General features: G+C 59.2%; 28 protein-coding genes, 1 tRNA gene and 1 pseudogene. 24 read left to right on the top strand and 6 right to left on the bottom strand.

The annotated features are described in order from the left end of the window. Positions 1 to 53 precede the first annotated feature (53 nt). Together QT222_RS21845 and QT222_RS21840 are read left to right on the top strand one after the other, a co-directional pair. A pseudogene (locus QT222_RS21845) lies at positions 54 to 386 on the top strand (DNA-directed RNA polymerase subunit A''); the annotation flags it as partial. Positions 387 to 388: 2 nt separating this feature from the next. Next, complete coding sequence (locus QT222_RS21840) at positions 389 to 808, top strand: NusA-like transcription termination signal-binding factor (protein WP_004058163.1); 420 nt, start codon at positions 389 to 391, stop codon at positions 806 to 808. A 53-nt stretch (positions 809 to 861) separates the two neighbouring features. Here the strand turns inward: QT222_RS21840 and QT222_RS21835 are convergent, their stop codons facing one another. Further along, the gene (locus tag QT222_RS21835; RefSeq protein ID WP_491478352.1) at positions 862 to 2,244 is read right to left on the bottom strand and encodes a hypothetical protein; all 1,383 of its coding nucleotides are present in this window, start codon (positions 2,242 to 2,244) and stop codon (positions 862 to 864) included. A 231-nt stretch (positions 2,245 to 2,475) separates the two neighbouring features. On the opposite strand from QT222_RS21835, the gene QT222_RS21830 reads away from it, so the two are divergent. From QT222_RS21830 to QT222_RS21820, 3 genes are all read left to right on the top strand, one after another. Next, complete coding sequence (locus QT222_RS21830; RefSeq protein WP_491478351.1) at positions 2,476 to 3,357, top strand: mechanosensitive ion channel family protein; 882 nt, start codon at positions 2,476 to 2,478, stop codon at positions 3,355 to 3,357. A 251-nt stretch (positions 3,358 to 3,608) separates the two neighbouring features. Beyond that, complete coding sequence (locus QT222_RS21825) at positions 3,609 to 4,037, top strand: 30S ribosomal protein S12 (protein WP_004058161.1); 429 nt, start codon at positions 3,609 to 3,611, stop codon at positions 4,035 to 4,037. Between the two features lie 2 nt (positions 4,038 to 4,039). Then, entirely contained in the window at positions 4,040 to 4,654 is a 615-nt protein-coding gene (locus QT222_RS21820) for a 30S ribosomal protein S7 (RefSeq protein ID WP_004058159.1), read from the top strand. A 142-nt stretch (positions 4,655 to 4,796) separates the two neighbouring features. On the opposite strand, the gene QT222_RS21815 is transcribed toward QT222_RS21820, so the two are convergent. Beyond that, the gene (locus tag QT222_RS21815; RefSeq protein ID WP_491478350.1) at positions 4,797 to 5,552 is read right to left on the bottom strand and encodes a DUF5781 family protein; all 756 of its coding nucleotides are present in this window, start codon (positions 5,550 to 5,552) and stop codon (positions 4,797 to 4,799) included. A gap of 188 nt (positions 5,553 to 5,740) precedes the next feature. Here QT222_RS21815 and QT222_RS21810 point away from each other — a divergent pair, with 188 nt between their 5' ends. The 16 genes from QT222_RS21810 to QT222_RS21735 all read left to right on the top strand — a co-directional run bounded on the left by QT222_RS21810 (position 5,741) and on the right by QT222_RS21735 (position 19,976). Further along, the gene (locus QT222_RS21810) at positions 5,741 to 7,924 is read left to right on the top strand and encodes an elongation factor EF-2 (protein WP_004058155.1); all 2,184 of its coding nucleotides are present in this window, start codon (positions 5,741 to 5,743) and stop codon (positions 7,922 to 7,924) included. A 291-nt stretch (positions 7,925 to 8,215) separates the two neighbouring features. Further along, entirely contained in the window at positions 8,216 to 8,785 is a 570-nt protein-coding gene (locus QT222_RS21805; RefSeq protein ID WP_014732091.1) for an amino acid-binding protein, read from the top strand. Further along, positions 8,782 to 9,735, top strand: coding sequence for a homoserine dehydrogenase (locus QT222_RS21800; protein ID WP_004058150.1), 954 nt, complete (start codon positions 8,782 to 8,784; stop codon positions 9,733 to 9,735). The genes QT222_RS21805 and QT222_RS21800 overlap by 4 nt, the downstream gene beginning before the upstream one ends. A 190-nt stretch (positions 9,736 to 9,925) precedes the next feature. Further along, a complete protein-coding gene (gene tuf / locus QT222_RS21795) occupies positions 9,926 to 11,191 on the top strand; it encodes a translation elongation factor EF-1 subunit alpha (RefSeq protein WP_004058148.1) in 1,266 nt (421 codons plus the stop codon). A gap of 2 nt (positions 11,192 to 11,193) precedes the next feature. Continuing rightward, positions 11,194 to 11,502 (top strand): 30S ribosomal protein S10, encoded by a 309-nt coding sequence (rpsJ, locus tag QT222_RS21790; protein WP_004044563.1) that lies wholly within the window; start codon positions 11,194 to 11,196, stop codon positions 11,500 to 11,502. 259 nt (positions 11,503 to 11,761) lie between these two features. Beyond that, positions 11,762 to 11,833: transfer RNA gene (locus QT222_RS21785), tRNA-Ala, on the top strand. A gap of 583 nt (positions 11,834 to 12,416) precedes the next feature. After that, a complete protein-coding gene (locus tag QT222_RS21780; RefSeq protein WP_491478349.1) occupies positions 12,417 to 12,668 on the top strand; it encodes a hypothetical protein in 252 nt (83 codons plus the stop codon). 1 nt (position 12,669) lies between these two features. Continuing rightward, positions 12,670 to 13,119, top strand: a complete 450-nt coding sequence (locus QT222_RS21775; protein WP_491478348.1) for a hypothetical protein — start codon at positions 12,670 to 12,672, stop codon at positions 13,117 to 13,119. Between the two features lie 248 nt (positions 13,120 to 13,367). After that, positions 13,368 to 13,637, top strand: coding sequence for a hypothetical protein (locus QT222_RS21770; RefSeq protein WP_491478347.1), 270 nt, complete (start codon positions 13,368 to 13,370; stop codon positions 13,635 to 13,637). A gap of 142 nt (positions 13,638 to 13,779) precedes the next feature. After that, positions 13,780 to 14,229, top strand: coding sequence for a PD-(D/E)XK family putative nuclease (locus QT222_RS21765; protein WP_491478346.1), 450 nt, complete (start codon positions 13,780 to 13,782; stop codon positions 14,227 to 14,229). A 552-nt stretch (positions 14,230 to 14,781) separates the two neighbouring features. Next, positions 14,782 to 15,360 carry a hypothetical protein gene (locus tag QT222_RS21760; RefSeq protein ID WP_491478345.1) on the top strand — a complete coding sequence of 193 codons (579 nt, stop codon included), beginning with the start codon at positions 14,782 to 14,784 and terminating at the stop codon, positions 15,358 to 15,360. Between the two features lie 139 nt (positions 15,361 to 15,499). Continuing rightward, positions 15,500 to 16,054, top strand: coding sequence for a hypothetical protein (locus QT222_RS21755; protein WP_491478344.1), 555 nt, complete (start codon positions 15,500 to 15,502; stop codon positions 16,052 to 16,054). Positions 16,055 to 16,720: 666 nt separating this feature from the next. Then, complete coding sequence (locus QT222_RS21750; RefSeq protein WP_491478343.1) at positions 16,721 to 16,906, top strand: ribbon-helix-helix domain-containing protein; 186 nt, start codon at positions 16,721 to 16,723, stop codon at positions 16,904 to 16,906. Between the two features lie 556 nt (positions 16,907 to 17,462). Beyond that, positions 17,463 to 17,834 (top strand): hypothetical protein, encoded by a 372-nt coding sequence (locus tag QT222_RS21745; RefSeq protein WP_491478342.1) that lies wholly within the window; start codon positions 17,463 to 17,465, stop codon positions 17,832 to 17,834. A gap of 139 nt (positions 17,835 to 17,973) precedes the next feature. Continuing rightward, on the top strand, positions 17,974 to 19,578 hold the full coding sequence (locus QT222_RS21740; RefSeq protein WP_491478341.1) for a PAS domain-containing protein: 1,605 nt from the start codon (positions 17,974 to 17,976) through the stop codon (positions 19,576 to 19,578). 164 nt (positions 19,579 to 19,742) lie between these two features. Next, positions 19,743 to 19,976, top strand: a complete 234-nt coding sequence (locus QT222_RS21735; RefSeq protein WP_396610789.1) for a DUF7385 family protein — start codon at positions 19,743 to 19,745, stop codon at positions 19,974 to 19,976. Between the two features lie 36 nt (positions 19,977 to 20,012). Here the strand turns inward: QT222_RS21735 and QT222_RS21730 are convergent, their stop codons facing one another. The 3 genes from QT222_RS21730 to QT222_RS21720 all read right to left on the bottom strand — a co-directional run bounded on the left by QT222_RS21730 (position 20,013) and on the right by QT222_RS21720 (position 22,075). Next, positions 20,013 to 20,231, bottom strand: a complete 219-nt coding sequence (locus tag QT222_RS21730) for a hypothetical protein (RefSeq protein WP_004058138.1) — start codon at positions 20,229 to 20,231, stop codon at positions 20,013 to 20,015. Between the two features lie 69 nt (positions 20,232 to 20,300). Beyond that, entirely contained in the window at positions 20,301 to 21,620 is a 1,320-nt protein-coding gene (locus tag QT222_RS21725; protein WP_004058136.1) for an RNB domain-containing ribonuclease, read from the bottom strand. A 137-nt stretch (positions 21,621 to 21,757) separates the two neighbouring features. Beyond that, positions 21,758 to 22,075 carry a DUF7562 family protein gene (locus tag QT222_RS21720; protein WP_004058135.1) on the bottom strand — a complete coding sequence of 106 codons (318 nt, stop codon included), beginning with the start codon at positions 22,073 to 22,075 and terminating at the stop codon, positions 21,758 to 21,760. A 145-nt stretch (positions 22,076 to 22,220) separates the two neighbouring features. Here QT222_RS21720 and QT222_RS21715 point away from each other — a divergent pair, with 145 nt between their 5' ends. Continuing rightward, entirely contained in the window at positions 22,221 to 22,700 is a 480-nt protein-coding gene (locus QT222_RS21715; protein ID WP_004058133.1) for an RNA-binding protein, read from the top strand. 29 nt (positions 22,701 to 22,729) lie between these two features. Here the strand turns inward: QT222_RS21715 and QT222_RS21710 are convergent, their stop codons facing one another. Further along, on the bottom strand, positions 22,730 to 23,458 hold the full coding sequence (locus QT222_RS21710; RefSeq protein WP_491478340.1) for a DUF1028 domain-containing protein: 729 nt from the start codon (positions 23,456 to 23,458) through the stop codon (positions 22,730 to 22,732). Between the two features lie 157 nt (positions 23,459 to 23,615). Between QT222_RS21710 and QT222_RS21705 the strand changes: the two genes are divergently transcribed. Both QT222_RS21705 and uvrA read left to right on the top strand, forming a co-directional pair. Further along, positions 23,616 to 23,972 carry a cell division protein SepF gene (locus QT222_RS21705; protein WP_004058128.1) on the top strand — a complete coding sequence of 119 codons (357 nt, stop codon included), beginning with the start codon at positions 23,616 to 23,618 and terminating at the stop codon, positions 23,970 to 23,972. A gap of 96 nt (positions 23,973 to 24,068) precedes the next feature. Further along, on the top strand, positions 24,069 to 26,960 hold a 2,892-nt coding region (gene uvrA, locus QT222_RS21700; protein ID WP_491478339.1), incomplete at its 3' end, for an excinuclease ABC subunit UvrA.

Raw genomic sequence — 26,960 nt, 5'->3', positions numbered from 1 at the left:
ATCTCGGCGGCAAGGTCACACGTGAACAAAAGAACGACGGGACGTAGAGCCCGTTAAAAGATAAATGTCTGGACTGCATGAATTATGGTAACCTGGAGATGTATGCGGATCCCAAGCCCAACCAATGGAACATAGAGTGCATCGGCCGTCTCGGTTTCTTCCGGTCGAAGGACTCCGTCCTCGCCCGTGCCGCATTCGAGGTTACGGTCAACCACCTGCTCGACGCCGCCATTCACGGCGAGGAAGACGACCTCGACGGCGTCATCGAGAACGTCATTGTCGGCAAGCCGATTGCAATCGGTACCGGCGACGTCGACCTCAGGATGGGGTCGCTCGATGTCGAAGACGCCGAAGCCAGCGCGGCACCCGAACCGTCTGACGACTGAAAATGAAAGTTACGTTGTCGGACACGGCCCGTCGGTACATCGCCCTCTTCGAGGACGAAACCGGCGCGACCGCACACGACTGTCTCGTCTTCGACGACCGCGTCGTCTTCCTCGTCGCCGCAGGCGACATGGCGACGGCTATCGGTCCCGGCGGGCGGACGGTTCAGTCCGTCGAACGCCGAATCGGTCGGTCCGTCGAACTCGTCGAAGACGCCGACACACCCGAGGCGTTCGTCGCGAGCGCGCTCGCACCGGCCGCCGTCCGGCACGTGACTCTCTCAGAGCAGAACGACACTGTCGCGTACGTCGAAGTCGCGGAAGCGGACCGCGGTGTCGCAATCGGTTCGAATGGGAAGACCATCGACACCGCTCGTGAATTGGCGCGTCGGCATTACGGTATCGACGATATCCAGTTGACGTAGACGGTCGCGGCGTTTCTCGTCGGTATCACTTCTCGCCGCCGTAGACCGTCTCGTCAGACTTGATGGACATAGGCACTGTCGTCTTTGTACTCGTTCGGGAGGTCGCCGATTCCCCATCCTTCGCCCGTCGTCTCGATGTAGTAGTAGTCTCGCTCGTCGAGTGTCCAGTACGCACCCGGTAGGTCGTTGCCGTATACGCCGACAGCCATGTGTCCCGGTGGCTGGATGAGTACCGTGTCGTACCCGAAGGGTTCGCTCTGAAGGAGACCCGCGAGCATGATACTGGAATCTTCGCAGTCTCCACCGAGTTCGGTGAGCGTCTCGATGCTGAACTTCGTGAAATCGTCGAATCCGGTCGAAACGTCGTCGGGAACGTAGGGGAGTCGCTGTACGAAGTCGATGACGAACTCGACTTTCTCTCGCTTGTCCGTAAAGCCGTTCGAGACCGCGATATCGTCGAGAATACTCGCAAAGCCGCCGGCGAAGCCGCTTTGCATCTCGAACTGGACGAACTCGGGCCAACTTCGGCCGTGGTCCCGGTTCACCGCCCGCATGTACGCGCTTTTGTATATGTAGAATGGGGCCTCCCACTGTTCCCCGGCGGTTCGTCCGACGATGCTGATGTCGAAGACGCCCTCGGCTTCCACCCGTCTGTAGCCGTTTCCGGACTCGTCCTCAACTGCCGCCAATATCGGCGGTTCATCCCTGCTGATGGTTTCCTGGCCGGATTCCCACGTGAACGGGTCCGTCTCCGCAATCAGTTCGATTTCGCTCGGCGATGCATTGTCGAGCGGCGCTCCCCCGGGGACGAGAGTCGCGATGTAGTGGGCGCGAACCCCCTCAGCGGCGTTCGGGGAGGCAACCGTAACTGTCTCCCTCGTTGTCGATTCGTCGTTACCAAACGAGATTCCGGTCGTTTCGCGTTCGAACTCCCGCCCCCGCGGAAACTCGACGAGCGAGATAACGAGGTTGTTGTCCGTGATCGAGTGGCCATCGACGCTCTCCTTGCGCAGGACGACCTCGACGACGCCGGACGAGTAGCGAGAGATGTAGTTTCGTTGCTCGAATTCTTCGGGATTCGTTGCGGAGACTGCGTTCGAAAGCAACTCGCTAGTACCGACCGGTTCCGCGTCTGTCGAAGGTGCAGACGTAGTGGCTGGTGTTCGGGATACCGTGGGTGTCGCGGTGAGCGTCGGCGTGGCCGTCCCGGTCTCCGGGGCGGATTCGAGGTCCGACCGCCGAGACACGTTCGCGTCGCGCGGCGCGTAGTCCTTCGAGTCGATTACTCCGTCGCCGTCCGTGTCCGTGAGCTCGTCGTCGGACGAACCGGTACAGCCGGCGAGGCTCGCAAGCGAAAGGCCTCCAAACCCCTTGATGAGGCTCCGCCGTGAGAGCAGATACTCAGAGTTTGTAATTAGATGTGGTGACTTTTTCATTACAGCAAGTAGGGCAACAAACTATTAAAACCCGATTAGTTGACTCTATCGTCCACTACTGATGGAGACTATCGACTACTCATATCGTATATTTCGATAGTTGATAATCTGGGACGGCGTTTCGAACTACGCGTAGCAACTGACGACACGTCGCTGACGATACGTCACCGACCGCATGTACGGTACGTCACCGACCACACGCTTTTGTCCGCCGCGGGCGCCGAGGTAGCCATGTTATCGTTTCGACAGCACGTCCTCACCGCGGTCGGACAGTTTCCCCTCGACGAGTTCGCCGCCTACGAAGACGCTGTTGGTGCAGTGGCGGGCTTTGTCGTCGGGGTACTCATCGTCTATCTGTTCGGGCGACTCGTCTTCGTTCCGGGTGTCACGAGCGTCGTCAGCGCCCGAAACCAGAATAACCCGACGCTGGAGACTGCAACTCAAACGTACACTCACGTCTTCGTCGTCGTCCTTTCGGCATTTGCGGGTGTCGTCGGCGCGGGCTACGGGTCGGTGCTGACCGACACCGCGCTCATTATCGCAGCGCTGACGCTCGTCGTCGGCGTCGCTGGACAGGAGGTTGTCGGTGCGCTCATCAGCGGACTCTTTCTCGTTGCCGACCCGGATTTCAACGTCGGCGACTGGATTTCGTGGTCCGGTGGCGAGGGTGTGGTCGAGGCTGTCGACTTTCGGGTCACGCGAGTGCGCACGGTGAATAACGAAACGGTCACCGTGCCGAACACCGAACTCACCACGAACGTGCTCGTCCGCCCGTATGGTCGAGAACGGTACCGAATTACAGAGCGCGTGGACGTGGCATACAGCGATGACGTAGAGCTGGCGCTTCGAGAACTCGCCGAAGTTGCGCGTGAGGACGAACGCGTGTTGGCGGAGCCAGTGCCGACGTCCCGGATTATCGAATCTGCAGGGAGTTCCGTAGGTCTCAAAGCGGAATTTTGGGTCGAATCGCCGATGGACGTGAACCTCATCGATGTGCGGTCGCAGTTCAGGCGGCGAGTGAAGTTGCGGTTCGATGAAGAGGGGTTGACGCTCGGTCCGGCGTCCGGTCGGGAGGTCAGCGGTCATCTCGACGTGGACCTCGTCGGTAAGTAGTACCCGACGCCGATTTGCACGCCTTAATCCTCATTTCTCGACGCTGAATCGCGCGTCTTGGCTTTCACATCCTCAGTCGAAACGACACACTCTCCGGCCAGTTCAGTCCCTCTCCGTCCACGAGGGACCGTCGTTGTAATCGACGAGACGGCCTCAGATTCGTCCTTAGGGGTCGCTAATCGCTCCTGAATCCGTCTCGCCGGATTCGAAAAGGGAGGCTTAAGTAGCTCCATCTGGAAATCACGTTCACTATGGCGAACGGCAAATACGCCGCGCGCAAGCTCAAGAAGGACCGGCAGAAGCGCCGATGGTCCGACTCTGAGTACGCGCGCCGTGAGCGCGGTCTCGGCAAGAAGTCCGACCCGCTCGAGGGTGCCCCGCAGGGTCGTGGCATCGTCCTCGAGAAGGTTGGTATCGAAGCAAAGCAGCCGAACTCGGCAATCCGGAAATGTGTCCGTGTTCAGCTCATCAAGAACGGAAAGCAGGTCACCGCGTTCTGTCCCGGTGACGGTGCAATCTCGTTCATCGACGAGCACGACGAAGTGACCATCGCCGGTATCGGTGGTGCGAAGGGTCGCGCAATGGGTGACCTTTCGGGTGTCAACTACAAGGTCGAGAAGGTCAACGGTGTCTCGATGATCGAACTCGTCCGTGGAAACGCTGAGAAGCCGGTGCGCTAACCATGTCGGAAAGCGACGCCCCCGAACCTGAATCCCCCGCCAGCAGCGAGGAAGCAGAGCAGAACGCGCTTCTGTTCGGCGTCTGGGACGTGTCCGAAATCGAATACACGGACCCCAGTATGAGCCGCTACATCAAGGCGACGCCTATTGCCCACACGATGGGCCGTCACGCCTCGAAGCAGTTCAAGAAGAGCGAAATCAGCATCGTCGAGCGCCTCATCAACCGTCTGATGCAGACGGAGGACAACACGGGCCACAAGCAGAAGACGATGAAGATTGTCAAGGACGCCTTCGAAATCGTCAACGAGCGCTCCGAGGAGAATCCCGTTCAGGTGCTCGTCAGTGCTGTCGAGAACGCCGGTCCCCGTGAGGAGACCGTCCGTCTCAAGTACGGTGGCATCTCGGTCCCGCAGGCCGTCGACGTTGCACCCCAGCGCCGTGTCGACGAGGCACTGAAGTTCATCGCACAGGGTACCCTCAGCGGTTCCTATAAGTCCAAGACGACCGCCGCCGAAGCGCTCGCACAGCAGCTCATCGGCGCGGCCGACTACGACGTTCAGACGTACGCTATCTCGCAGAAAGAAGAGAAAGAGCGCGTCGCAGAAGCGGCCCGGTAATCTCTCATCTCTCTTCCGTTTTCGCACACTGCTGAGTGCTGACGCTGTTCGCAGTTCCTCGGCGAAACCGTGGCGGACGCCGTCTTCGCCTCTCCCCCGACATTTCTCGACTGCGCGCTCGCTTCGACACCCGGTGGCCGTCTCAGTCGGCGGCGACGTTCGACCCGACGACGTAGTTTTTCACCACGTCGACGAGGGTTCGCCGGTACTCGCTCTTCGAGGGGTCGGCGGCGAGCGTGCGGAAGTGTTCTTTGAACGTCTCCAACGATACCGACGGCGCGTCGTCTGCCGCGGCGTGTGCGAGGTCGTAGAGTCGGTGGTCCGTGTCGACGAGGTCGTGGCGCTCGACCAACGCGAGTGCGAACGCCGCGTTTACCGCCGTAATCTCCGGGTCCGAACCACTGGTGACGAGTTGCGACCCCGGTCTGCCAGTGGAACGGGGGCGGTCAGCGAGCGCGGCCGCGAGTTGTGATTCGAGGAACTGAACGAGTTTGTCCGCGGGCGCGACGGCGAGCGTCAGGTCGTCGGCATAGATGTCCTTACAGTGATTCGCAATCTGATAGCAATGGGCGAGTTTTCGTCGTTCGACTGTCCGCCCCGCGAGGGCGAGAAAGACGGCTTCCTGTGTCGATTGGTAGTGCGAGACGTGACCCTCCTCGTTGAGGGCCATGTGCGACAACTCGTGGAGCGCAAGCTCGCGAGCCATCGCGCTGGTCGCGGCCTGTCGTGAAATGTTGAGGACGTGGTGGTCCTGATAGTGACCGGCCCACGTGCGGGAATCTGGGTCTTCGCGCACGTGTACGATAACTGGATACAAAAGCTCGAACTCGGTTTCGAACAGGTCGGCGGCGCTCAAGAACGGGTCTGCCGGTGCGCCCCCGAATACTCGGAGGTCCATTCGTAATTGAGTAATGCTACCGATAGACATGACTCTTGCGCCGTCCCCCGAACGGACGCACGAACACCAGACAGTCTGACTATCGTGACAAAAATGCTCATACCCCGGCAGTAGGGCGGCTGAAAATGTCGAATCCGCTCGGGAAAAACACTACTCTTTTGACCCTCCTGCCGGTAGACCTCTGTATAATGGGCCGACGAAAGAAGATCGTCCAGGAATGTGAGAAACTGATGGACAAGCCGGAACAGATCCGGAACATTGCCATCGCTGCTCACGTCGACCACGGCAAGACGACCCTCTCCGACAACCTCCTCGCAGGTGCGGGCATGATCTCTGACGAGACTGCCGGCCAGCAGCTTGCGATGGACACGAAGGAAGACGAACAGGAACGCGGCATCACCATCGACGCCGCAAACGTCTCGATGACGCACGAGTACGAAGATGAGAACCACCTCATCAACCTCATCGACACGCCGGGCCACGTCGACTTCGGTGGCGACGTGACGCGTGCGATGCGCGCCGTCGACGGTGCGCTCGTCGTTGTCGACGCTGTCGAGGGTGCCATGCCGCAGACCGAGACGGTTCTGCGCCAGGCACTCCGCGAGGGTGTCAAGCCGGCCCTGTTCATCAACAAGGTCGACCGCCTCATCAACGAACTGCAGGAAGGTCCCGAGGAGATGCAGCAGCGTCTCGTCGACGTCATCTCCGACGTTAACGACCTCATCCGGGGCATGACCGAAGAGAAGGACTACGACTGGACTGTCTCCGTCGAAGAGGGGACCGTCGCGTTCGGGTCTGCCCTCTACAAGTGGGGTGTCTCCATGCCGTCGATGGAAGAGACCGGTATCTCCTTCGGCGACATCATGGAGCTCGAACGTGCGAGTAACCGTCAGGAACTCCACGAGCGCACGCCGCTTTCGGACGTCGTTCTCGACATGGTTGCGGAGCACTTCCCCGACCCGCTCGACGCCCAGCCCCGTCGTATCCCGACGGTCTGGCGTGGTGACGCCGAGTCCGACCTCGCGCATCAGATGCGCGACGTCGACGACGACGGCGAAGTCGTCTTCATGGTGACCGACATCGCGATGGACCCCCACGCGGGCGAAATTGCGACGGGTCGCCTCTTCTCCGGTACCATCCGCAAGGGTCAGGAACTCTACGTCTCCGGGACTGCGGGCAAGAACCGCGTCCAGTCTGTCGGTGTCTTCATGGGGAGTGAGCGTGAGGAACTCGACCGCGGTATCCCCGCAGGGAACATCGCGGCCGTTACGGGTCTCCGTGACGCCATCGCGGGTTCCACCGTCTCGTCCGTCGAGATGACGCCGTTCGAGTCCATCGAACACATCTCCGAGCCTGTCATCACGAAGTCCGTCGAGGCAGAGCGCATGGACGACCTGCCGAAGCTCATCGAGACGCTCCAGCAGGTCGCAAAGGAAGACCCGACCATCCGCATCGAGATTAACGAGGACACTGGCGAGCACCTGATCTCCGGTCAGGGTGAACTCCACCTCGAAGTCATCACGCAGCGTATCCGCGACAACCAGGGCATCCCGGTCCGCACCGGTGAGCCGATTGTTGTCTACCGCGAGCAGGTTCAGGGCTCCTCCCACGAAGTCGAGGGTGTCTCCCCCAACCGCCACAACAAGTTCTACATCACGGCGGAACCCCTCTCGCAGGACATCGTCGACGACATCAAGCTCGGCGAAATCTCGATGGACATGCCCGAACTGGAGCGCCGTGAGGCACTGCAGGAAGCCGGCATGGACAAGGATACGTCCCAGAACGTCGAACACATCCACGGGACGAACATTCTCATCGACGACACGAAGGGTATCCAGCACCTCAACGAGACGATGGAGCTCGTCATCGAGGGTCTCGAAGAGGCACTCGACGACGGTCCGCTCGCTGCGGAACCCGTCCAGGGTACGCTTCTCCGTCTCCACGACGCGAAGCTCCACGAGGACACCATCCACCGTGGTCCCGCACAGGTCATCCCTGCGACGCGTGACGCGGTCCACCGCTCGCTCATCGCGGGTGAGGTGAAGCTCCTCGAACCCATCCAGAACGTCCGCATCGACGTTCCGTCCGACTACATGGGCTCGGCCTCCGGCGAGATTCAGGGTCGCCGCGGCCGCGTCGACGACATGTACCAGGAAGGTGACCTCATGGTCATCGAGGGTATCGCACCCGTCGAAGAGATGATTGGCTTCTCCTCGGACGTTCGCTCTGCGACGGAAGGTCGCGCCTCCTGGAACACGGAGAACGCCGGCTTCCGCGTGCTCTCGGACAATCTCCAGCGCGAGAAGATTATGGAGATTCGCGAGCGTAAGGGTATGAAGCTCGAACTCTCGCAGGCTATCGACTACATCTAACGAGCGCACTCGCGCTTTTTTCGTTTATTACGCACCCAGCGACTGCACTGCTCGGTTGGCCCGCGGGCACTGCGTCGCTTTCGCCGCCCGTGTCCGGCACCGTGTGTCACATGCCAGCACGATATCGACATCGGCAAACCGTGTCGGCTACGAAGGCTTATACCGCGTGGCCGAATCACGAACACATATGCCTAGGGGCACGTATCCCGACTCCTGGTGCGTCGACGCGAAACTACGGCTGAGCCACGCGTCGCCGACAACAATGTCGGGGCGGCCCACGGAGGTGGGACGATGAGCACACAGGACCTCGACGGCGAGAGCGATGCCGAAACCGACGGTGGCGGCGAGATGCCGAAACCGCACACGGTTCGGCTCGAACTCGTCGACGAACCCGGCCAACTCCTCGCTGCGCTCCAGCCCATCGCCGAAAACGGAGGTAACCTCCTCTCGATTTTCCACGAACGCGGGAATCTGACCCCGCGAGGACACATTCCGGTCGAGGTGGACCTCGAGTGTCCGCCGGACCGATTCGAAGGTATCGTTGACGCCCTTCGCGACGCTGGTGTCAACGTCATCCGCGCCGGCGCGGAGCACTTCGGTGAGGAGATAACGCTCCTCTTGGTCGGTGACCTCGTCGACTCCGACCTCTCGGACACGCTTTACCGAATCGAGGAGTCCGCGGACGCGACGGTGACGGACCTGTCACTATCTGCACCCTCTGGGACGAAAGAAACGTCAAGTGCGCGACTGAGACTCGCTGCGCGGTCGGGCAAGACTTCGGCGACGCTCTCTGTCGTCCGCGATATCGCTGCGGAAAAAGACCTACATGTCGTCGAGCCGCTCCCGGAGGAGTCAGCATGACGCTTCGACTCGCCGTCCTCGGTGCAGGTGCTGTCGGCGGTTCCGTTCTGGACCTCGCCAGTACGTACGGACACGAGGTTGTCGCATTCGCCGACTCTTCGTCGTCGGTGACCGACTCGACCGGGCTGGACCCCGAGACAGTGCGCGCGCGCAAGGAGCGCGATGGCATCGTTGGCGACGCCGACCCCGATGCGGTGTTCGACACGAACTACGATGTACTCATCGAGGCGACGCCGACCACGCTCGGTGACGCCGAACCGGGTTTCTCGCACGTCGAGCGCGCGCTGCTCGACGACCGCCACGTCGTCTTGGCGAACAAAGGTCCCGTGGCGGAGCGCTACGCCGACCTGCGCGCCCTCGAAGCAGAAAGCGAGGGTCGCGTCCAGTTCGAGGCGACGGTTGGCGGGGCGATTCCGGTCCTCTCGACGATTTCTGACCTCGGCGCAGGTCACGTGACTGCCGCACGCGGTGTCCTCAATGGGACGGCCAACTTCATCCTCTCGCGCATGGCCGCGGAAGGACTCGACTACGAGCACGTCCTCGCGGAGGCACAGGACCTCGGTGTCGCCGAGGCGGACCCGTCGTTCGACGTAGACGGCATCGACGCCGCTCTGAAGTTCGTCATCCTCGCAAACGTCTTGAGCGACGGCGAGACCGAGTACCGTCTCGATGACGCCGAGGTGGAGGGTATCCGGAACGTTCCCGGAACCGCTCTCGACCTCGCCGCGGAGGACGGGCGCACGGTCCGACTCATCGGTGAGGCGACCGCCGATGGCGTCCGCGTGGCTCCGCGGTTGGTGCCACAGGGGTCGACGCTAGCCGTCACGGGCACGCAGAACATCGTTCAGTTGGAGACGAAACACGCTGGTCAACTGAACATTAGCGGCCGCGGAGCGGGTGGTCCGGAGACGGCAACGGCTGTTTTGTCGGACGTTTCCCGATTCGAGTAACGGCTTTTCTGGCCTGTAGGGGCCACCTCGCGGTGTTTCGTCACCTGCTGTCGTTCACCATTTCGAGAGTATGGTATGGTTCCGCAAATCGCAGTACGGCGCTTAGACGGCTCGTAGAGCGTATCGAAATCGTTTTAGGGGTTTCAGCAAAAACACTCCCCACAGAGCGCCTTAGCGCGTGAATACACCAATGAGCGACAAACCCCACCAGAACCTGGCCATTATCGGCCACGTCGACCACGGTAAGAGTACGCTCGTCGGCCGACTCCTGTTCGAGACCGGCTCCGTCCCGGAGCACGTCATCGAGCAGCACCGAGAGGAGGCCGAGGAGAAAGGCAAGGGCGGATTCGAATTCGCCTACGTCATGGACAACCTCGCAGAAGAGCGCGAGCGCGGTGTCACCATCGACATCGCCCACCAGGAATTCGACACGGATGAGTTCTACTTCACCATCGTCGACTGTCCTGGCCACCGCGACTTCGTCAAGAACATGATCACCGGTGCTTCGCAGGCTGACAACGCGGTCCTCGTCGTCGCTGCTGACGACGGTGTCGCGCCGCAGACCCGCGAGCACGTCTTCCTCGCCCGCACCCTGGGCATCGGCGAACTCATCATCGCAGTCAACAAGATGGACGTCGTCGACTACAGCGAAGACAAGTACAACGACGTCAAGGAGCAGGTCACCCAGCTCCTCAAGCAGGTCCGTTTCAACTCGGACGACGCGACGTTCGTGCCGATTTCCGCCTTCGAGGGCGACAACATCGCCGAGCGCTCCGACAACACCTCCTGGTACGATGACGACATCCTCCTCGAGGCACTCAACGACCTGCCGGCACCGCAGCCGCCGACGGACGCGCCGCTGCGCCTGCCCATTCAGGACGTTTACACCATCTCCGGCATCGGTACGGTTCCTGTCGGACGTATCGAGACGGGTACCCTCAACCCCGGCGACAACGTGAGCTTCCAGCCCTCTGACGTCGGCGGCGAGGTCAAGACCGTCGAGATGCACCACGAAGAAGTCGACCAGGCTGGTCCTGGCGACAACGTTGGTTTCAACGTTCGTGGCGTCGGCAAGGACGACATCCGCCGCGGCGACGTCTGTGGCCCGGCCGACGAGCCGCCGAAGGTCGCCGAGACCTTCCAGGCGCAGGTCGTCGTCATGCAGCACCCCTCGGTCATCACCGCTGGCTACACGCCGGTCTTCCACGCCCACACGGCGCAGGTCGCGTGTACCATCGAGTCGATCGACCAGAAGCTCGACCCCGCGTCGGGTGAGGTCGCTGAGGAGAACCCGGACTTCATCAAGTCCGGCGACGCTGCTATCGTGACCGTCCGTCCGCAGAAGCCGCTCAGCATCGAGCCGTCCTCCGAGATTCCGGAACTCGGCAGCTTCGCTGTCCGTGACATGGGTCAGACCATCGCGGCCGGCAAAGTGCTCGAAGTCAACGAGCGATAACGATGCAACAGGCACGCGTTCGGCTCGCCGGCACGAGTCCGGAAGACCTCGACGATATCTGCGACGACGTCCGCGAGATTGCAAACAAGACGGGCGTCAACCTCAGCGGGCCGATCCCGCTGCCCACGAAGACGCTCGAAGTCCCCGCCCGAAAATCGCCTGACGGCGAGGGGACGGCTACGTGGGAGCACTGGGAGATGCGCGTCCACAAGCGTCTCATCGACCTCGACGCTGACGAACGCGCTCTGCGCCAGCTGATGCGCGTTCAGGTTCCGAACGACGTCAGCATCGAGATCGTCCTCGAAGACTAAGCACACGGTTCTGTCCGGTCTCTCGGACATACCGTTCGTGACGGTTCGTCCGTCACACTCGCGGCTGTCGAGGCGCGCGTCCGGAGGACTCTGCCTCCGAGCTGATTGTCAGCGCTAAGGCGCGTGTCATCTCACCTTCCATTCGACACGCCGGAAGCCACACGACTGCACGACCACCCGATGGAACGGGATGCTATTGCATGCCCGGCTACCGACGAAACATAGGGTATAAGTGTATCCCACGACTCCGTGGGAATGAGGGCTCGTAGATCAGTGGCAGATCGCTTCCTTCGCAAGGAAGAGGCCCGGGGTTCAAATCCCCGCGAGTCCATTTCCTTCCGTTCACTACGTTCACTCCAGTCAATGGACTCGCTTGGTCCCACTCGCTCGTGAACTCGCTCGCGGGACCCCCGCGAGTCCATCGCAGTTCTCACATCGTTTCTAAGGCCCGAGAGGTGACTCTCTCGGCACGACTTCCACTGGCAGTCCGTTGACGACGCTTGGACCGAACTCGTCTCGTCCTTCGAGGCGTTCTATGTCGATGAGTCGGGCGAAGAAAAGCGCCTCACGGTGACCCCGGAACTACTCGACGGGTCACTCGTTCGGACGGTCGAACGGTCTGGGCCGGAATGACCTCGCCAAGCGACTTGTTGGCGACGACGAGACTGCGGAGGGTCGATAGCCGATGAAACACGCCTCGGACCGGCCACCACCAATTCAATAACTAAGAATACAGCAGTACAGTCTCTCGTAAGCAACTATTCGTTAGTCGTAGGTACTTCAGTCGGAGCGTCGTCGGAGCGTCGTCGGTGCGGGTTTTCTGGGGGCTTGGTGGCTTCGAGGCCGCCAACAAGTCGCTTGGTGAATCATATCGCTGAGTTAACAATTTACCCTTCCACAACATGATTTGTAATATGGGTGTTGAATTCGACCCGGACGACATTCGAAATGCGATTCTTGACCAGGTGGAGGAGGGCGTGAAAAACTGGATTGAGTCTGAGGCTGGTGACGGTCATTTCGAGTGTGATTGTGGCTCGCGGTCGTTTGATACCGAGGCATGGTTTAATTCAAACGGAGAGATTGAGGCAGCAGGCGTTTGTAAAGAATGCAATAGTAGAGTGAATATTGACGTAGACACCTCTGAAATCGATGCTTTAAGAAAATAATATGATTGATTGGGCTACTGTTGGTGTCTCTATCGTAGCGTCAGTACTTGGTTCGATAATAGTCACAGAGTATCGCATTCGACGAAAAATGTCTGTTGAGGCGTCAGAAGAAATCCGCAACTGGTACTCAGATGGTTCCAACTATGCGTCCAAAGTAAAGCGCTTGTGGCGGAGGCTATTCGACGAGCCAAATCAAAAAGGAATGAATCTCTCTGAGATACGAAGCGAACTGAATCTGCTAGAGGGTTCAATATCCCGGCACGCGTCTAGAGGCGAAGAACTGGGAGTAGATCAGGACGTGATTGACGCACTTGATGAACTCGCAAGGGAATGCCGTCGTCCGAGTGAGGTGCCACTTCATATGAATTCAGATGTCGACTTCCAGGAATTCCGAGAAGACTGCATTGACGCAGCAGAGAAGGTTGAAGAAGCAATTACTTCTGCTTCGTAGTTTGTGCTACTGCGAACAGACGGTGGTACCCGGCCAGCGTCAGAACCAACCACAAGGCAGGTCAACCGTCTGCATCAACGCCTCAATCATCGTCGATAACCTCGCCTCCGTCCGGGATGTAAACGTTCTCCAACCGCTCAATCCGCGACCGAACCGGCTACCCGGTACAGGTTATCGTCGACGAAGCCCATCGGCATCTACCCGACTCCAAGAGCGAGTCAAGCGCGAAGGTCAACACGCTGGCGGCGATGCTACACGAGGACCGAGACAAAGGCGTCAAAGTCGTGATCGCATCGCAGGACCCGCAGGACTTCTACTACCCGCCGGTCAAGCAGTGCAAATACCTCGTGTGGGTCGGGCCGCCGTCGACGTTCCACCGAGGGTTCATCCGCTACTATAACCTGAAGGACCTCGACGGCGGTGGACTGCCGTCTGAGCGATGGGAGTACGTCGTCATTCGTCCGACTGAGCCACCGAGCGCTGTCTATCACGGCGAGACACAGGAGGTGTACGGGTAAACTCTATGCAAACCGAAAATAGTTCATACCTCGAAATCACCAGCCTACTCGCCCCTGTCCTTTTTACCTTCCAGTACCCGTCACGGGTGTTGGATTCCGCTTTCGCGGGTTATGTGGGTGGGGCACGATTCGGGGGTCTCGCATGAAGGTCGTCCGAATGCGGGACTTCTCACGTCGTCAGAAAGAGCGACTGCAGAGCGGTGAGACCGCGACGCTCGCTGAGGAGTTGGTCGCTGAGGTGTACGGCCTCGACCACCGACCGGACGACACCGACTGGTACGATTGTGTCCACCCGAACAGCGGTGCAAAGACAGAGGTCAAATCGACTTCGGCGCAGATTGGTGTGAAGTATCCTGCTCGCGGTCGCTTCCGGCTACGGCGCGACCAAACGAGGTCGCTACTCGCGGCGGATGCTCGGGGTGTCGCGTGGTATGCCTTCGTGCTGTACGACTTCGAGAAGGGCGAGATACGGATTCGTCGGGCGAAGCCTTCGACAGTGAGTATGTGGGTGCGTGAGGCTGGTGGGTGGAACGAAGCGGGTCACGAGGCGTTCGAGAAGCAGCGGAAATTGAGACGAGTTATACACCTCTGAACAACCTCGAATACTATATGTCTGAAATATTATGTTGGCAAGGTGTAGACCCGAAATCGAATTTTTCTCAACGTCCGGTTTCTGAACCTTCCGGTCATTTTGAGGCACTCACCACGATTTGGTGAGTAGACGAATATCATATCGGTTTCCTTATCTCATGGTTCGGAATTAAACGTCTACTAGAACAAGACTTAAGTGTGGACAGATAAACAGACTAGCCAGTAAATCATGTAATAACGACTGTTTCATTTCCACTATGAAGACTGATTTCTGGCCGCGAAACACTTGATCAATTGGTACCTGGTTCGGTGTCTCGCGGGCCGAGAAGCACCCCCTACGGGCCGGGGTACTTCCCGACCTTCGAAGGTGGCTATTTGGACTCTTTGTTTCTGGGGTCTTAGATTTTGCCTTCGTTGAGAGGCCCTACAGAAGCATCGACATATGCAAAAAGGAAAAATTGCTGTTACAGAAGCACAGGTTTCCAATATCGACACCTCCGTTTTCCCCACGGAACACACGAAGAACGGTGAAACCGTTCGAAAGAGTCTCACCTTGGGGCGAACAGAAACCGACCTCTCTGGTAATGAAGTCACACGCGGGCGCGCTGCCGCTGAAGACGCTGTCGAAGAACAAGGCTTCCATATCAACAGTGAGGGCAACATCGAAGCAGACGACCCAGTCGTCCGTGTCGTCACGGAGGTTGCAGACTTTTTCGCCGTTGATGAGGAGTACGTCGTGACCCAGAGTACAAAGAAGACATTCGTCTTCGACTTGGTTGAACGGTCTAATGGCACCCCTGTACGTCCGGTCAATCTCGACCTTGAATCATTCATCGACGCGAACTCTGACGCTGGCTACTGGCTGGCTGGTGTCTACAACCGTGACGAAGACGCCAACTCTGCGAACGCTTATGGAGAAGACAACGTCTTCAACGACGAGGAAATTGGTGATATACTTCGTAACTCCGATAAGAACCGTATCGGTGTGAAACTCGTCTTCGAGAACTCTGAAGTGAAGATGCTTGTCACCGAATCTGGGTACGTTCAGGTCTACAGTCCGAGCGACTATGACACGCTTCAGTTCAAGCGGTTGTTGGATGGGGTAGTTCTCCCACACGCATACATGGCCTGACGGATAAACCAGCTCCCACTGTGTCTGATTATTTAGGATTCTACCCACCGAGTCAATGGTACAGGTGATTTGATAGGTGGACAGACAGACTTACAATCGTGGCTGAGTTATTTTTTAATATACTGGGTGAAATACAACCATGACTGAATCAGGGGGTAGTATTCGCTGGGCAATCCATAGTACTCTTGGAACCAGCTTGAGCATGGCCTTCTATGCGCTTGTATTTGGCGTATTAGCAAGTCCAGTGCTTGTTGGCATCGCCAAGTACTTCCCCCAGGCAGAGCCATTTGTCTGGCTGGCCTTCCTAAGCACAATTCTTGGTGTGATGGGACACACAAAACGAAATGGTGTGTCTACGATCCCTGACGAGGTGGCTGACCTGCCAGCAAGTCAGAAACTGCAGTACTTCATGAGCCTTGTCTTTGTTGCTAGCGTCATGTTTAGTATCCAACTGGCCGTCGCTGGCATGGTTGGATACTTGGTGGCACTCCAGTTGAACATGCCTTTGTTAGCAATAGCTGCTGTAGCTGTCTTCCCGCACGCAGACTCCTATCTTGGCCGGAACCTGGATGTCTCGTTTGGGCTTATAGGCATCTACATTAGTATGGGTGTTCTGCGTGCTATGTCTGTCATCTCTGGCATCCCAGATAACATAGCACAAACAGCTGGAGATGACGTTCGTTCCGTGTTCTAATTTTGCGCTTCCTTATTTCGAATGTCGTATGTACAGTAAATCAACTCTCTGAACACACCTAAAGTTGCAAGTAATAGGAGTAGCTCACGTGTTGGAACACTTGCGTAGTTTAGTAGTTCACTGAGCTGTGTGACCTGTATAGCCACTTCAATTAAGATAGTCGCTAAAATAGCTGAGACAACTCCTTCGAGACCAATTTTCACGGACCACCCTAGAACCCATGCGATGGTATTTCCTTCATGGATAGCATCCCCAACACGTTGTCTCAAGTTCCGACTACTAGATTTCCCCAGCACAATTACGCGTCTTCAGTCTTGGAATCTGCCTTTCTCATATCCTCATCAACTTTCTCCTGAACGACACGGGAAATGAAATCAATCCGTTCCTCATGTTGATGTCGTTCATAGATTTCATCTAAAATCGGGTCTACTTCTTGCCGTATCCGAATTGCGTGTCGAATCCACTCACTCTTAGAGTCGCCGTACGACAGTTCGTTTTCAATTTCCTCGTTTAGCTCATCTGGGAGACTCAGGCTAGTTCTGGCCATGGGCGGGTAATCAGTGATTGAATGAATAGTCTCACGTGGTATTAATGACACGGGCTAGTAGGTGTGACTCGCACCGGGTAGTAATTATTAAGCTAATACAGTAATACAGTATTACCTGAATGGCGCTATCAGTGAACGTCACCATCTCGATGCCACCGGAGATGGTTCAGAAAATCGACGAACAGAGCAAGAATCTCGGAATGAGTCGTGCCGAGTACGTCCGGCATCTCATTCAACAGGCTCCGGACTCACCGTTCGAAGACCCAGACGTGCGACTCAACCAGAGTCCACGTGTTGACGCTTAGAAGGGGGATTGGATGCCTAGGAAACGTCCTTACCCCCATTTCTGGGGAAACTCTCCGAAGTACCTAAAATTGCCGCTCAGGAGGTGTGCGAGTGACTGACCTCGAACCACTCTCCCCGGAGGAAGGTGTCGAGCGATTCTTTGCCTACCGCGAGTCCACTGCGTTCTGACGACGCTATCTATCGAGATGTGAGTTCCGACCGCGAGAATCAGCTCAAGAGCGGAACGACGAAATATAGGACGATAGCAACACGCTCGACCCGGACTTAGGGGCCTTGACTGGTGAAGGGGAGGTTTGATGGACCGCTATCACGTTACCGTCGTTGGAGATTCCGGCTCTGGGAAGACACCTTCCTCCGAGAGGTACACGACACGTTCTCCGGACTCTCCATTTGGACCGGACGCCGGAGATATCTCCGGGCGTGACCCCAATGATATGAGAGAATTTTTTGTGGCGTAACGGGCGAGACTCCCATCCATCTTCACTTCCACCGAAACCACCACTTTCACTCCGCTCTTGGCGGACCCTCTTTACACGCCCGCCCGACGGCAAGGATATGCAGACCGGACACGGAACGCCCCCGTCGGACCCGACTGCGCTCTTCCACGATATCGTCTCAACACTCCGCGAGACGCGCTCTGGAGTCCACCAACACCGGATGGCACAGGCGCTCCTCCAGAAGGACGCGAGCGGGTCGCGCTTGGTTGCGCTTATCGACGATGCCGAACGTGCAGTGTTCTTCAATCCCGCCTCGCGGACGTTGGAGGCGGTTCCCTTCGACCGCGACGGAACACACGAATCAGACGCCGAATCGCTCTCACAGCGATTGAGCGACCCGACAGCGTGGGGGGAGACGCACGCGGCGTCGCTTGTGGGGGGGCACCCGCACTATCGGTGGGCGTGGGGGGTGAGGCGCGAGGACGAGTAGGTCCCGGTTTTTTGAGGCAACTCGAGTCCTCTCGATGAGGACGAGGTCACGTACGAAGTATCCCTGCCGTATTCAAGGATAGACTAGTGTCACCATGTGAGCAGAATTACTATATTCAATAACTCTGAACTACATATTCATGGCTGGCACGATTAAAGCACTGCACGTAGATGACGATCCGGCTTCTACGGACCTGACTGCGGAATTTCTCGAACGCGAGAACGAGAATCTCAGTGTGGTGTCAGCAACCAGTGCGGAAGAGGGGCTGTGTCGGCTTGCCGAGACCGACATCGACTGTGTCATTAGCGACTACGACATGCCCGGTCAGACAGGAATCGATTTTCTCAAAGCTGTCCGCGAAGAGTATCCCGACCTCCCGTTTATCCTGTTTACTGGGAAAGGTTCGGAAGAAGTTGCAGCCGATGCAATCTCCGCCGGAGCGACTGATTACATCCAGAAAGAGACCGGTCCCGGTCAGTACACGGTGTTAGCCAATCGAATCACGAATACCGTCGCACAATACCGTGCACGCCGCCAATCTGAACGTGCCAACCGCCGGCGCCGCCAGACGCTCACGCGAATCACTGACGGATTCGTTGAGATGGATGCCGACTTCACAGTCACAGACGTGAACGAACAGACTGTGGAACTGACGGGACTCGCGCGCGAGGAACTCATCGGTAGCAACTACCAGGACGATATTGTCGAGGGTGACTCGGATGCATCGTTCGAAGAGTACAAACACGTTCTCGCCACCGGAGAGGCGCGTACCATCGAGGCTCGATCAGATATCAACCCGAATCGGTGGGTCGAAGAGCGGATTTTTTCCACCGAGGCCGGAGACGGTATCTACGTCTACTTTCGGGACATCACCGAACGCAAACGGCGAGAACAGAAACTCCAGGCACAAACCAGACGGCTCCAGGGCGTTCTCGATAGCGTGCAGGCCGCACTCTGGATGCGAGACACGGACAGCCAGTTCATTCTGACAAATCAGAATTTCCGAGAACTATTCGATATCGACGACGAGCGAGACGTCACTGGAAAACGGTTAGATGAGTTGTTCGATGCGGAACTCGTCGAGTTGTTCAGGACTACTGACGAGCGTGTCTCGTCGTCCGGCGAACCACTCGAGAGAGAAGAGGCGATTGAGACGGGAGACGGCACGAAGGTGTGTCTCCTGAGACTCACACCGCTTTTCGACGACAACGGCGAGGTACTTTCGACGGTCGGTGCTGCTGTGGATATAACCGAACGAAAGGAGCGAGAACAGACGTTAACCGCCCTCCATAGAGCCGCACAGAAAATCGAGCAATCGGCTGACGAGAGCACGGTATACGAGACGCTCGTCGAAACTGCCGAAAACGTGCTACATTTCGACCTCGTCACGGTTGACATCGAACGAGACGGGTACCTGATTCAGGAGGTATGGAAACCTAACAGCCGCAAAGTGGAGTACTACGAGCGGACACCTATCGAAGCGAACGAAACGGTCGCCGCGCAGGCCTACAATCGTCAGGAGACAATCGTCATCGACGATCTCAGAACGACTGACATCACGCCCGCCGACCCCGACTATCGGTCGGCAATCACAGTTCCTATCGGAACGTTCGGGACGTTTCAGGCGGTGCTGAGTGACGTCGGTGCATTCGATGAATCTGATCAGGAGTTCGCCGAACTGCTCGTCGATCACGCTCGGGTGAAACTCGCCCAGCTCGATGGCACGTTGGAACGCCGAGAGTAACTGCGGCGAAGCGGCGGTCGTTCCCGCTGTAAGGTTGACGTTACTCCTCTCTCGATGTTACTCCCCCCGCGTTCTCAGAGAATCGTTCGGGTTCGTCTACAGAAAAGGCAAGTCAGTGTGTCCGACCGTGAAGAATTATACACGCTCCCCGCACACCCACACCCATGAACGACGAGGAACTCGACGAACTTCGGTCGTCACTGACGCCCTACGAGTCAAGCGGCGGGGTCACCACCTACCAGAACACCGTCGCAATCGCCTGCCCGGCGTGCGAGAAACCCTTCGACGACCTGGTTGTCTGCGAAGACGACTACAACAGTCTCGAACTGAGCATGATGCTCGACCTGTGTGTGACCCAGCACGACGGCGACGTGCTGTTGTTCACCCACAAGCAATGACGTTCTCCCCCGGCGTTCACGCCGGAGTAACCCTGCTCATTCGTGGCTCCGTACGCCACCATCGATAGTCGTCTCTTCGGCAATCGTCTCCGCTTGGACGAATCCCGAGATGACCCACGAAACGAGAGCCGAAACCGCGGCCGAGAGGAGTCCTGTTTTAGCACCTGCTTTCCAGCCCTCGGTGAGTGTACCGGCGACGAATCCGAAGCAGAAGCCGACGACTGCACTGAAGACGGCACTGGCGAGTCGATTCATACGTCCCCAACGGGTGCCGAGGTGAAAAACATCGGTTGAGTATCGAGCTTCGGCAACCCGGTATCGCGCTTATTCGCTCGGCGGAAGCCCGTTTTCGTCGATAACGTCTCCGTCTTCGTCGACGGTGACGATACCGCGGTTGTTGACGGCGTAGGGGTCGAGCCCGACTTCTTCGAGGAACTGCTTGTAGAGTCGTTCGGCCGTCTCGGCGTCCTTCTGGCGGTCCGAGGCGCGGTCACAAAGTTCGACAAGGTCCTCTGGCACGTCGTTTTCGTGGACAATCCAGTGGTTGATGAGGTCCGACAGGCGGCGGATGGGCGAGGTGAAGTGCCCGTAGATGTCGAAGTTGAGCGCGTAGTGGCCGCCGAAGGGGTCGTTCATATACTTCGCGCGGGGCATGACCTTCAGCACGGCGCGCTGAATCTTGTTGAGCGCGCGGGAGTTCGCGCTTTCGAGCGCGTCGTTGACGGCTTTCCGGGGTTCGTCCCACGACGTGGACTGGATGCTCACGCCGTCGAGTTCGGTAATCTCACGGAGAGCCTTGTCCCACTGGTCGGGAGTCGGCTGTGGGTGGACGCGGTACATCGCTTCGACGCCGCGGTTCCACATGAGTTCGTGCGTAACGGCCTTGTTGGCCTTCAGCATGCACTCTTCGATGATGGTGTGGGCGCGGTCGCGACTCGGATTGAGGACCAGCGAGCCGTCTTCCTTCCGCTGTTCGTGAAGCTGGTCAGCGAGGTCGAACACCAGCGCGTTCTCCTCGTGGAGCGGCAGTTCGGGGTCGTCGAGGCGGTTCTCACACTGCGTGTAGGTGAGGCGTTCGTTGGAGTGAATGACGGACTTGTAGATGTCGATAGACTCGAACGAGAGCGTGTCCTTCTTGATTTCCATCTCGACGGTGTGCGCCAGTCGGTCCTCGTTGGGGACGAGCGAACAGACTGTCTCGGCCAGCGCCGGGGGAAGCATGTGGATAGTGTAGGCGGGCAGGTAGACGGTGTTGCCGCGCTTGACGGCCTCGGCCCACATCTCTGACCCGGGGTGGACGTAGTGGGTCACGTCGGCGATGTGGACCCACAGCGTGTACGTTTCTTCGTTCTCGCGGATGCTCAGGGCGTCGTCGAAGTCCTGTGCGTCTATGGGGTCAGTTGTCCACGTCGTCAGGTCCCGAAGGTCCTGACGGTGTTCGAGTTCGTCTTCGATCTCCTCGTGGACGCCTTCGGTGCGGGCGCGCGCCTCCGAGAGGACTTCCGGTGGGAACTTGTCGCGAATCTCGAACTCCTTGAACAACTCTTCGCGCTTGTTCTGCAGGTGCCGCGCGAGTTCGGCGTCAATCTCCACCGGTCCTTGCCCTTCGGCGGTCCCGGCATACGCCTGCGAGTCGTCTGACATGGCCCCGACTAGACGGGGCAGGGAGAAATGCGTGTCGGGCGAGGCGAGCACGACGGAAAACGAGGTCACTGCCGACACAGTTTCGGAACCGACCGATAGCGGTGGAAGCGGCGACGACGTGTGGGAACTGTGGTGTATTAACTACGTTCGTCCCACCGTTCGCGGCCGCCGGGCGGTTCGTACCGCTCTTTGACGGCGTCGAAGTACCGAACCAAGAACTCTTCGTCGGAGATGCCGTGTTCTTCGATGTCGACGAGGAGTCCTTCGAGTTCCTCGCGTGGCTGATGACAGAGTTCCCGATAACAGGCCTTACAGAGGTGTTCGAATCGTTTGCCGTGTCGTTCCCAGCGGTTCCCCTCTTTGTCGTATTCGCGCGCCGCCGACCGGATAACTGAGTCACCGCATGCGATGCACACGACCCGCTTCCGGTCCCGGTTGCTCCGGGAGCGCCACATATCACTGAAGTGGACCCAGTCGTACTTAGCAGTTTTTCCCACCCTGTCGGCCACATGTCAGACAACGTGGGGAATACCCCGATGACTGGGTATTCGTTCGACGCGGAGCGGTCGATTTATCGGCGGTGAGCGTCCACGACCCGGTATGAAGGTCAAGTCTCGCCACCATCTCCGCAGCGACGAAATCGACGCGTTGTGCGAATCCATCGAATCGTCACTCGGCGTCCGTCTCGACGGTGACGCCTTCGAAGCAGTCGAGTTCGCGGATGCGGACTACGATATCGTCCTCGTCGACGGTGAACCGGCCGTTATGTACATCGATGACCAGCCGTTCTTGACGGTCAAAGGTGCGAATCAGTTCCCGCCGACGACGAACGTCGTCACCGTCGACGCGGGCGCGGTTTCGTTCGTCTCCAGCGGGGCCGACGTGATGCGCCCCGGCATCACCGAGGCGGACGAATCTATCGAAGCCGGCGACCTCGTCGCCATCGCCGAAGAGAACCACAGCAAGGTCCTCGCAGTCGGCCGTGCGCTCGAAGACGGCGACGACCTCGTCGGCGACTCCGGAAAGGTTGTCGAGTCCATCCACCACGTTGGCGACGACCTGTTCGACTTCTCGGTCTGATTTTTGCTTCGTTGCGGCCGCGCCGTCTCTCACTCGGCGTATTTCTCGATGGCCGCTTCGTAGCCTTCTCGCGCCAGCGCGAACGTCTCGCGCAGGTCTCGTAGCGGCGTCTTCGACGCGTCCACCCGGAGGTCGTTGTAGTATGGCTCCATCTCGCGGTCTTCGGTCGAGGTCACGACGACCGCCGCACTCTGTATTTCGAGGTCGTCGCGCTTGTCGCCACCGGCGGTGTGACCCGCGCCGAGCGCGTCGATGAGGCGTCTCACCAGTAGTCTGTCACGGCTACTTCGCTCGTAGGATTCGGCCGTCGCGTCGACAACCGACTCGTCCGTGAGCAGGTTCCCCGCGACAGTGTAGTTGTCTCTCTCGCGGCGTCCGGTTTCTCCGTGGTGACCGGCTTCCTCGTGGTGGCGGGTTCCCTCGCGGTGACCGGCCCACCCGAGACAGTTGTCCCCCGTGAAGGCGAAGGTCCCGTCGGCATCAACGCCGTGGAGTTGGCGCTCCGCGCGACTCTCGTCGGCGTTCAGAAGCGACCGGAGCGCGTCGTCCACCGCGAGGCCGTCTTCGAGGTACGACAGCCCCTTGCGGCCGAGTTCTGGGTTCGTCACCGCCTGTGTCGCAACTGCGCCGTGTTCACTTGCAAAGGGACAGAGGGCACCGACGCCCGGAAGTCGGGTCGTCACGGCCACGCCGAAGCGATGCTGGTCAACCCCGTCGGCATCGACGTACTCCTCGTGGACACAGATGCTGAGTGTCATAGTGTGACACTGGGTAGAGTGCGGTAAACATCCGGCGGAATCGCCCGCGAGCGTCGGTTGTGATACCTGTGCGGTATCGTTTGCACTCTGATACATATCTATTATCCGACAAACGTCTGACGTAAGAACTAACCCCGTCGTGACCGCTCTACGTGCTATGGGTATCATGAGTAAGATTCTCGGTGGTGGTGGCTCCCGAACGACCGAGGACTACGTCGAACTCGACCTCGACGACTTTGACACCGCTCGCGGAGACGCTGGCATCTCGGTCCACATCGCGGAAATCGGCGGACAGCAGGATGTCATCGCCATCAAGGACGCCGTCTACGACGGCAACATGGTCATCGCTGACATCATCCGGCATACGACCTCCGACAACACGATGGAACACATTATCGACGACCTTCGACAGGTCGCGCACGAGGTCGACGGCGACATCGTCCAGAAGGGCGACGACCAGATTATCATCACGCCGTCCGGCGTCTCTGTCTCGCGCCGCAAACTCACCACCTAATTTTCCCCGTTCGCTGCGGGTGGGAGGCCCGCAACTTGCGGTTCGGATAGCCCGAACCGATGCCTATTCGGTCCCCTCGTCCCTAGAGTCGTCCGAATGAGCAAGGACCACATCGAGGTTCGTGGTGCCGAAGAGCACAACCTCAAGGACCTCGACGTCCGCATCCCTCGCGAGACGTTCACCGTCGTTACCGGCCTGTCGGGGTCGGGCAAGTCCTCCCTCGCGTTCGATACGGTTTACGCGGAGGGACAACGCCGCTACATCGAGTCGCTGTCGGCGTACGCACGGAACTTCCTCGGCCAGATGGACAAGCCGAAAGTTGAGGCCGTCGAGGGTCTCTCCCCCGCTATCTCCATCGACCAGAAAAACGGGGCGAACAATCCGCGGTCGACCGTCGGAACTGTCACGGAACTCCACGACTATCTCCGTCTCCTGTACGCCCGCGTCGGCACACAGTACGACCCCATCACGGGCGAGGAAGTCGGCGAGCAGTCCGCACAGGACATGGTCGACCAGATTCTCGAACTCCCCGAGGGGACCCGTGCGAAGGTCGTCGCACCGGTCGTCCGTGACCAGAAAGGCGAGTTCAAGGACCTCTTTTCGGACCTCGTCTCCGAGGGCTACGCCCGCGTCGAAGTCGACGGCGAGGAGTTCGACCTCTCCTTCGAGACGCCCGAACTCGACAAGAACTACGACCACACCATCGACGTGGTCGTCGACCGCGTGAAGGTCGCGCCCGACGCGCGCTCCCGCATCGCGGACTCCGTCGAAACCGCACTGGAGGAGGCAAACGGCGTCCTCAAACTCATCGTGCCGGACCCGCCGGAAGACCTCCCCATCGCGTCCAACACGCGCTCGACGGGGTCGCTCGCGGGCGACGGCGACGACCGACTCGTCGTGGAGTTCTCCGAAGAACTCGGTAACCCGAACTCCTCGTTCCGCTTTTCCGAAATCGAGACGCGCTCCTTTTCGTTCAACAGCCCCCACGGGGCCTGTCCGGAGTGTGAGGGTCTCGGCAAGGCGAAGGAAGTCGACCCCGACCTCGTCGTCACCGACCCGTCGAAACCGCTCAAGCACGTCTTCGAACCGTGGAGCTACAACCGGACCTATTATCGAAGACAACTCGACAACGTCGCCGACCACTTCGGCGTCAGCGTGAACACGCCGTTCGAGGACCTCGACGAAGAGATACAGGACGCCTTCCTCTTCGGAACGTCCGAAGACGTAGTCTTCGAGTGGACGACGAAAAACGGCACTCGACACAAAGAACACCCCTTCGAGGGCGTCGTCGGCAACCTCGAACGCCGCCACGTCGAGACGGATTCCGAGCGGACGCGCGACCACATCGAGGAGTTCATGGCCGTCACGACCTGCCCCGAGTGCAACGGGTCGCGCCTCAAAGAGCAGTCTCGCCACGTCCGCGTCGGCGGGACGACGCTTCCCGAAGTCAACCGCATGACTATCGCGGGCGCACTCGAACACTTCGAAGGCCTCGAAACCGACCTCTCGGAGCGCGAACGCACCATCGCACAGGAGATTCTCAAGGAGATTCGTGCCCGCCTCGGCTTCATGACCGAAGTCGGTCTGGAGTACCTGACGCTGGACCGCGAAGCCGCGACACTCTCCGGCGGCGAATCACAGCGTATCCGCCTCGCCACGCAGGTCGGGTCGGGTCTCGTCGGCGTCCTCTACGTCCTTGACGAGCCGTCTATCGGGCTTCACCAGCGTGACAACGACAAACTACTGAACACGCTCGAAGGCCTCCGCGACCTCGGAAACACGCTCATCGTCGTCGAACACGACGAGGAGACGATGCGCCGGGCCGACGAAATCATCGACATGGGTCCCGGCCCGGGCAAGCGCGGCGGCGAAGTCGTCGCACAGGGCGACTTCGACGACATCGTCGCGGCCGACAACTCCATCACGGCCGACTATCTCTCGGGCCGCAAAGACATCGACGTACCCGAAACCCGGCGCGAGGGAGACGGTGAACTCGTCGTCCGCGGCGCGCGACAGCACAACCTCAAGGACCTCGACGTGCCCATCCCGCTCGGGACGTTCACCGCCATCACCGGCGTTTCCGGGTCGGGCAAGTCCACCTTGATGCACGAAATCCTCTACAAGGGTCTCGCCCGCCGGATGAACGACAACACCTCCGTCGACCCCGGCGAGCACGACGCCATCGAGGGGTACGACCAAATCGAGACGGTGCGACTCATCGACCAGTCGCCCATCGGGCGCACTCCGCGGTCGAACCCCGCGACCTACACCGGCGTCTTCGACTACGTCCGCGAACTGTTCGCCCAGACGAAACTCTCCAAACAGCGCGGCTACGAGAAGGGTCGGTTCTCCTTCAACGTCAAAGGCGGCCGCTGTGAGGCCTGTAAGGGTCAGGGGAACGTCAAAATCGAGATGAACTTCCTCTCGGACGTGTACGTCCCCTGTGAGGAGTGTCACGGCGACCGGTACAACGCCGAAACGCTCGACGTTCGCTACAAGGGCAAGACCATCGCCGACGTGCTCCAGATGGAAGTGGACGAAGCCCTCGACTTCTTCGAGGCCAACTCGCAGATTCGCCGTCGCCTCCAACTGCTCCACGACGTCGGTCTCGGCTACATGCAACTCGGCCAGCCGTCGACCACGCTCTCCGGCGGGGAAGCCCAGCGCGTGAAACTCGCCGAAGAACTCGGCAAGAAGCAGACCGGCGACACGCTCTACCTGCTCGACGAACCGACGACGGGGCTTCACAAAGAAGACGAGCGGAAACTCATCGACGTGCTCCAGCGACTCGCGGACAACGGCAACACCGTCCTCGTGGTCGAGCACGAACTCGACCTCGTGAAGAACGCGGACAACATCATCGACCTCGGTCCCGAAGGCGGCGACGGCGGCGGGACCATCGTCGCCAGCGGCACGCCCGAAGCAGTCGCCCGGAACCCCGATTCCCACACCGGCCGGTACCTCCGCGACTATCTCCCAGACGTGGAC

The sequence above is a fragment of the Haloferax sp. s1 genome (assembly GCF_058382125.1).
This window is presented reverse-complemented; position numbering and strand designations above follow the sequence as displayed.

Coding starts and splice junctions, on each gene's coding strand:
- QT222_RS21840 (WP_004058163.1), top strand. CDS start 389: ATGAAAGTTACGTTGTCGGACACGGCCCGTCGGTACATCGCCCTCTTC.
- QT222_RS21835 (WP_491478352.1), bottom strand. CDS start 2,244: ATGAAAAAGTCACCACATCTAATTACAAACTCTGAGTATCTGCTCTCA.
- QT222_RS21830 (WP_491478351.1), top strand. CDS start 2,476: ATGTTATCGTTTCGACAGCACGTCCTCACCGCGGTCGGACAGTTTCCC.
- QT222_RS21825 (WP_004058161.1), top strand. CDS start 3,609: ATGGCGAACGGCAAATACGCCGCGCGCAAGCTCAAGAAGGACCGGCAG.
- QT222_RS21820 (WP_004058159.1), top strand. CDS start 4,040: ATGTCGGAAAGCGACGCCCCCGAACCTGAATCCCCCGCCAGCAGCGAG.
- QT222_RS21815 (WP_491478350.1), bottom strand. CDS start 5,552: ATGGACCTCCGAGTATTCGGGGGCGCACCGGCAGACCCGTTCTTGAGC.
- QT222_RS21810 (WP_004058155.1), top strand. CDS start 5,741: ATGGGCCGACGAAAGAAGATCGTCCAGGAATGTGAGAAACTGATGGAC.
- QT222_RS21805 (WP_014732091.1), top strand. CDS start 8,216: ATGAGCACACAGGACCTCGACGGCGAGAGCGATGCCGAAACCGACGGT.
- QT222_RS21800 (WP_004058150.1), top strand. CDS start 8,782: ATGACGCTTCGACTCGCCGTCCTCGGTGCAGGTGCTGTCGGCGGTTCC.
- tuf (WP_004058148.1), top strand. CDS start 9,926: ATGAGCGACAAACCCCACCAGAACCTGGCCATTATCGGCCACGTCGAC.
- rpsJ (WP_004044563.1), top strand. CDS start 11,194: ATGCAACAGGCACGCGTTCGGCTCGCCGGCACGAGTCCGGAAGACCTC.
- QT222_RS21780 (WP_491478349.1), top strand. CDS start 12,417: ATGGGTGTTGAATTCGACCCGGACGACATTCGAAATGCGATTCTTGAC.
- QT222_RS21775 (WP_491478348.1), top strand. CDS start 12,670: ATGATTGATTGGGCTACTGTTGGTGTCTCTATCGTAGCGTCAGTACTT.
- QT222_RS21770 (WP_491478347.1), top strand. CDS start 13,368: ATGCTACACGAGGACCGAGACAAAGGCGTCAAAGTCGTGATCGCATCG.
- QT222_RS21765 (WP_491478346.1), top strand. CDS start 13,780: ATGAAGGTCGTCCGAATGCGGGACTTCTCACGTCGTCAGAAAGAGCGA.
- QT222_RS21755 (WP_491478344.1), top strand. CDS start 15,500: ATGACTGAATCAGGGGGTAGTATTCGCTGGGCAATCCATAGTACTCTT.
- QT222_RS21750 (WP_491478343.1), top strand. CDS start 16,721: ATGGCGCTATCAGTGAACGTCACCATCTCGATGCCACCGGAGATGGTT.
- QT222_RS21745 (WP_491478342.1), top strand. CDS start 17,463: ATGCAGACCGGACACGGAACGCCCCCGTCGGACCCGACTGCGCTCTTC.
- QT222_RS21740 (WP_491478341.1), top strand. CDS start 17,974: ATGGCTGGCACGATTAAAGCACTGCACGTAGATGACGATCCGGCTTCT.
- QT222_RS21735 (WP_396610789.1), top strand. CDS start 19,743: ATGAACGACGAGGAACTCGACGAACTTCGGTCGTCACTGACGCCCTAC.
- QT222_RS21730 (WP_004058138.1), bottom strand. CDS start 20,231: ATGAATCGACTCGCCAGTGCCGTCTTCAGTGCAGTCGTCGGCTTCTGC.
- QT222_RS21725 (WP_004058136.1), bottom strand. CDS start 21,620: ATGTCAGACGACTCGCAGGCGTATGCCGGGACCGCCGAAGGGCAAGGA.
- QT222_RS21720 (WP_004058135.1), bottom strand. CDS start 22,075: ATGTGGCGCTCCCGGAGCAACCGGGACCGGAAGCGGGTCGTGTGCATC.
- QT222_RS21715 (WP_004058133.1), top strand. CDS start 22,221: ATGAAGGTCAAGTCTCGCCACCATCTCCGCAGCGACGAAATCGACGCG.
- QT222_RS21710 (WP_491478340.1), bottom strand. CDS start 23,458: ATGACACTCAGCATCTGTGTCCACGAGGAGTACGTCGATGCCGACGGG.
- QT222_RS21705 (WP_004058128.1), top strand. CDS start 23,616: ATGGGTATCATGAGTAAGATTCTCGGTGGTGGTGGCTCCCGAACGACC.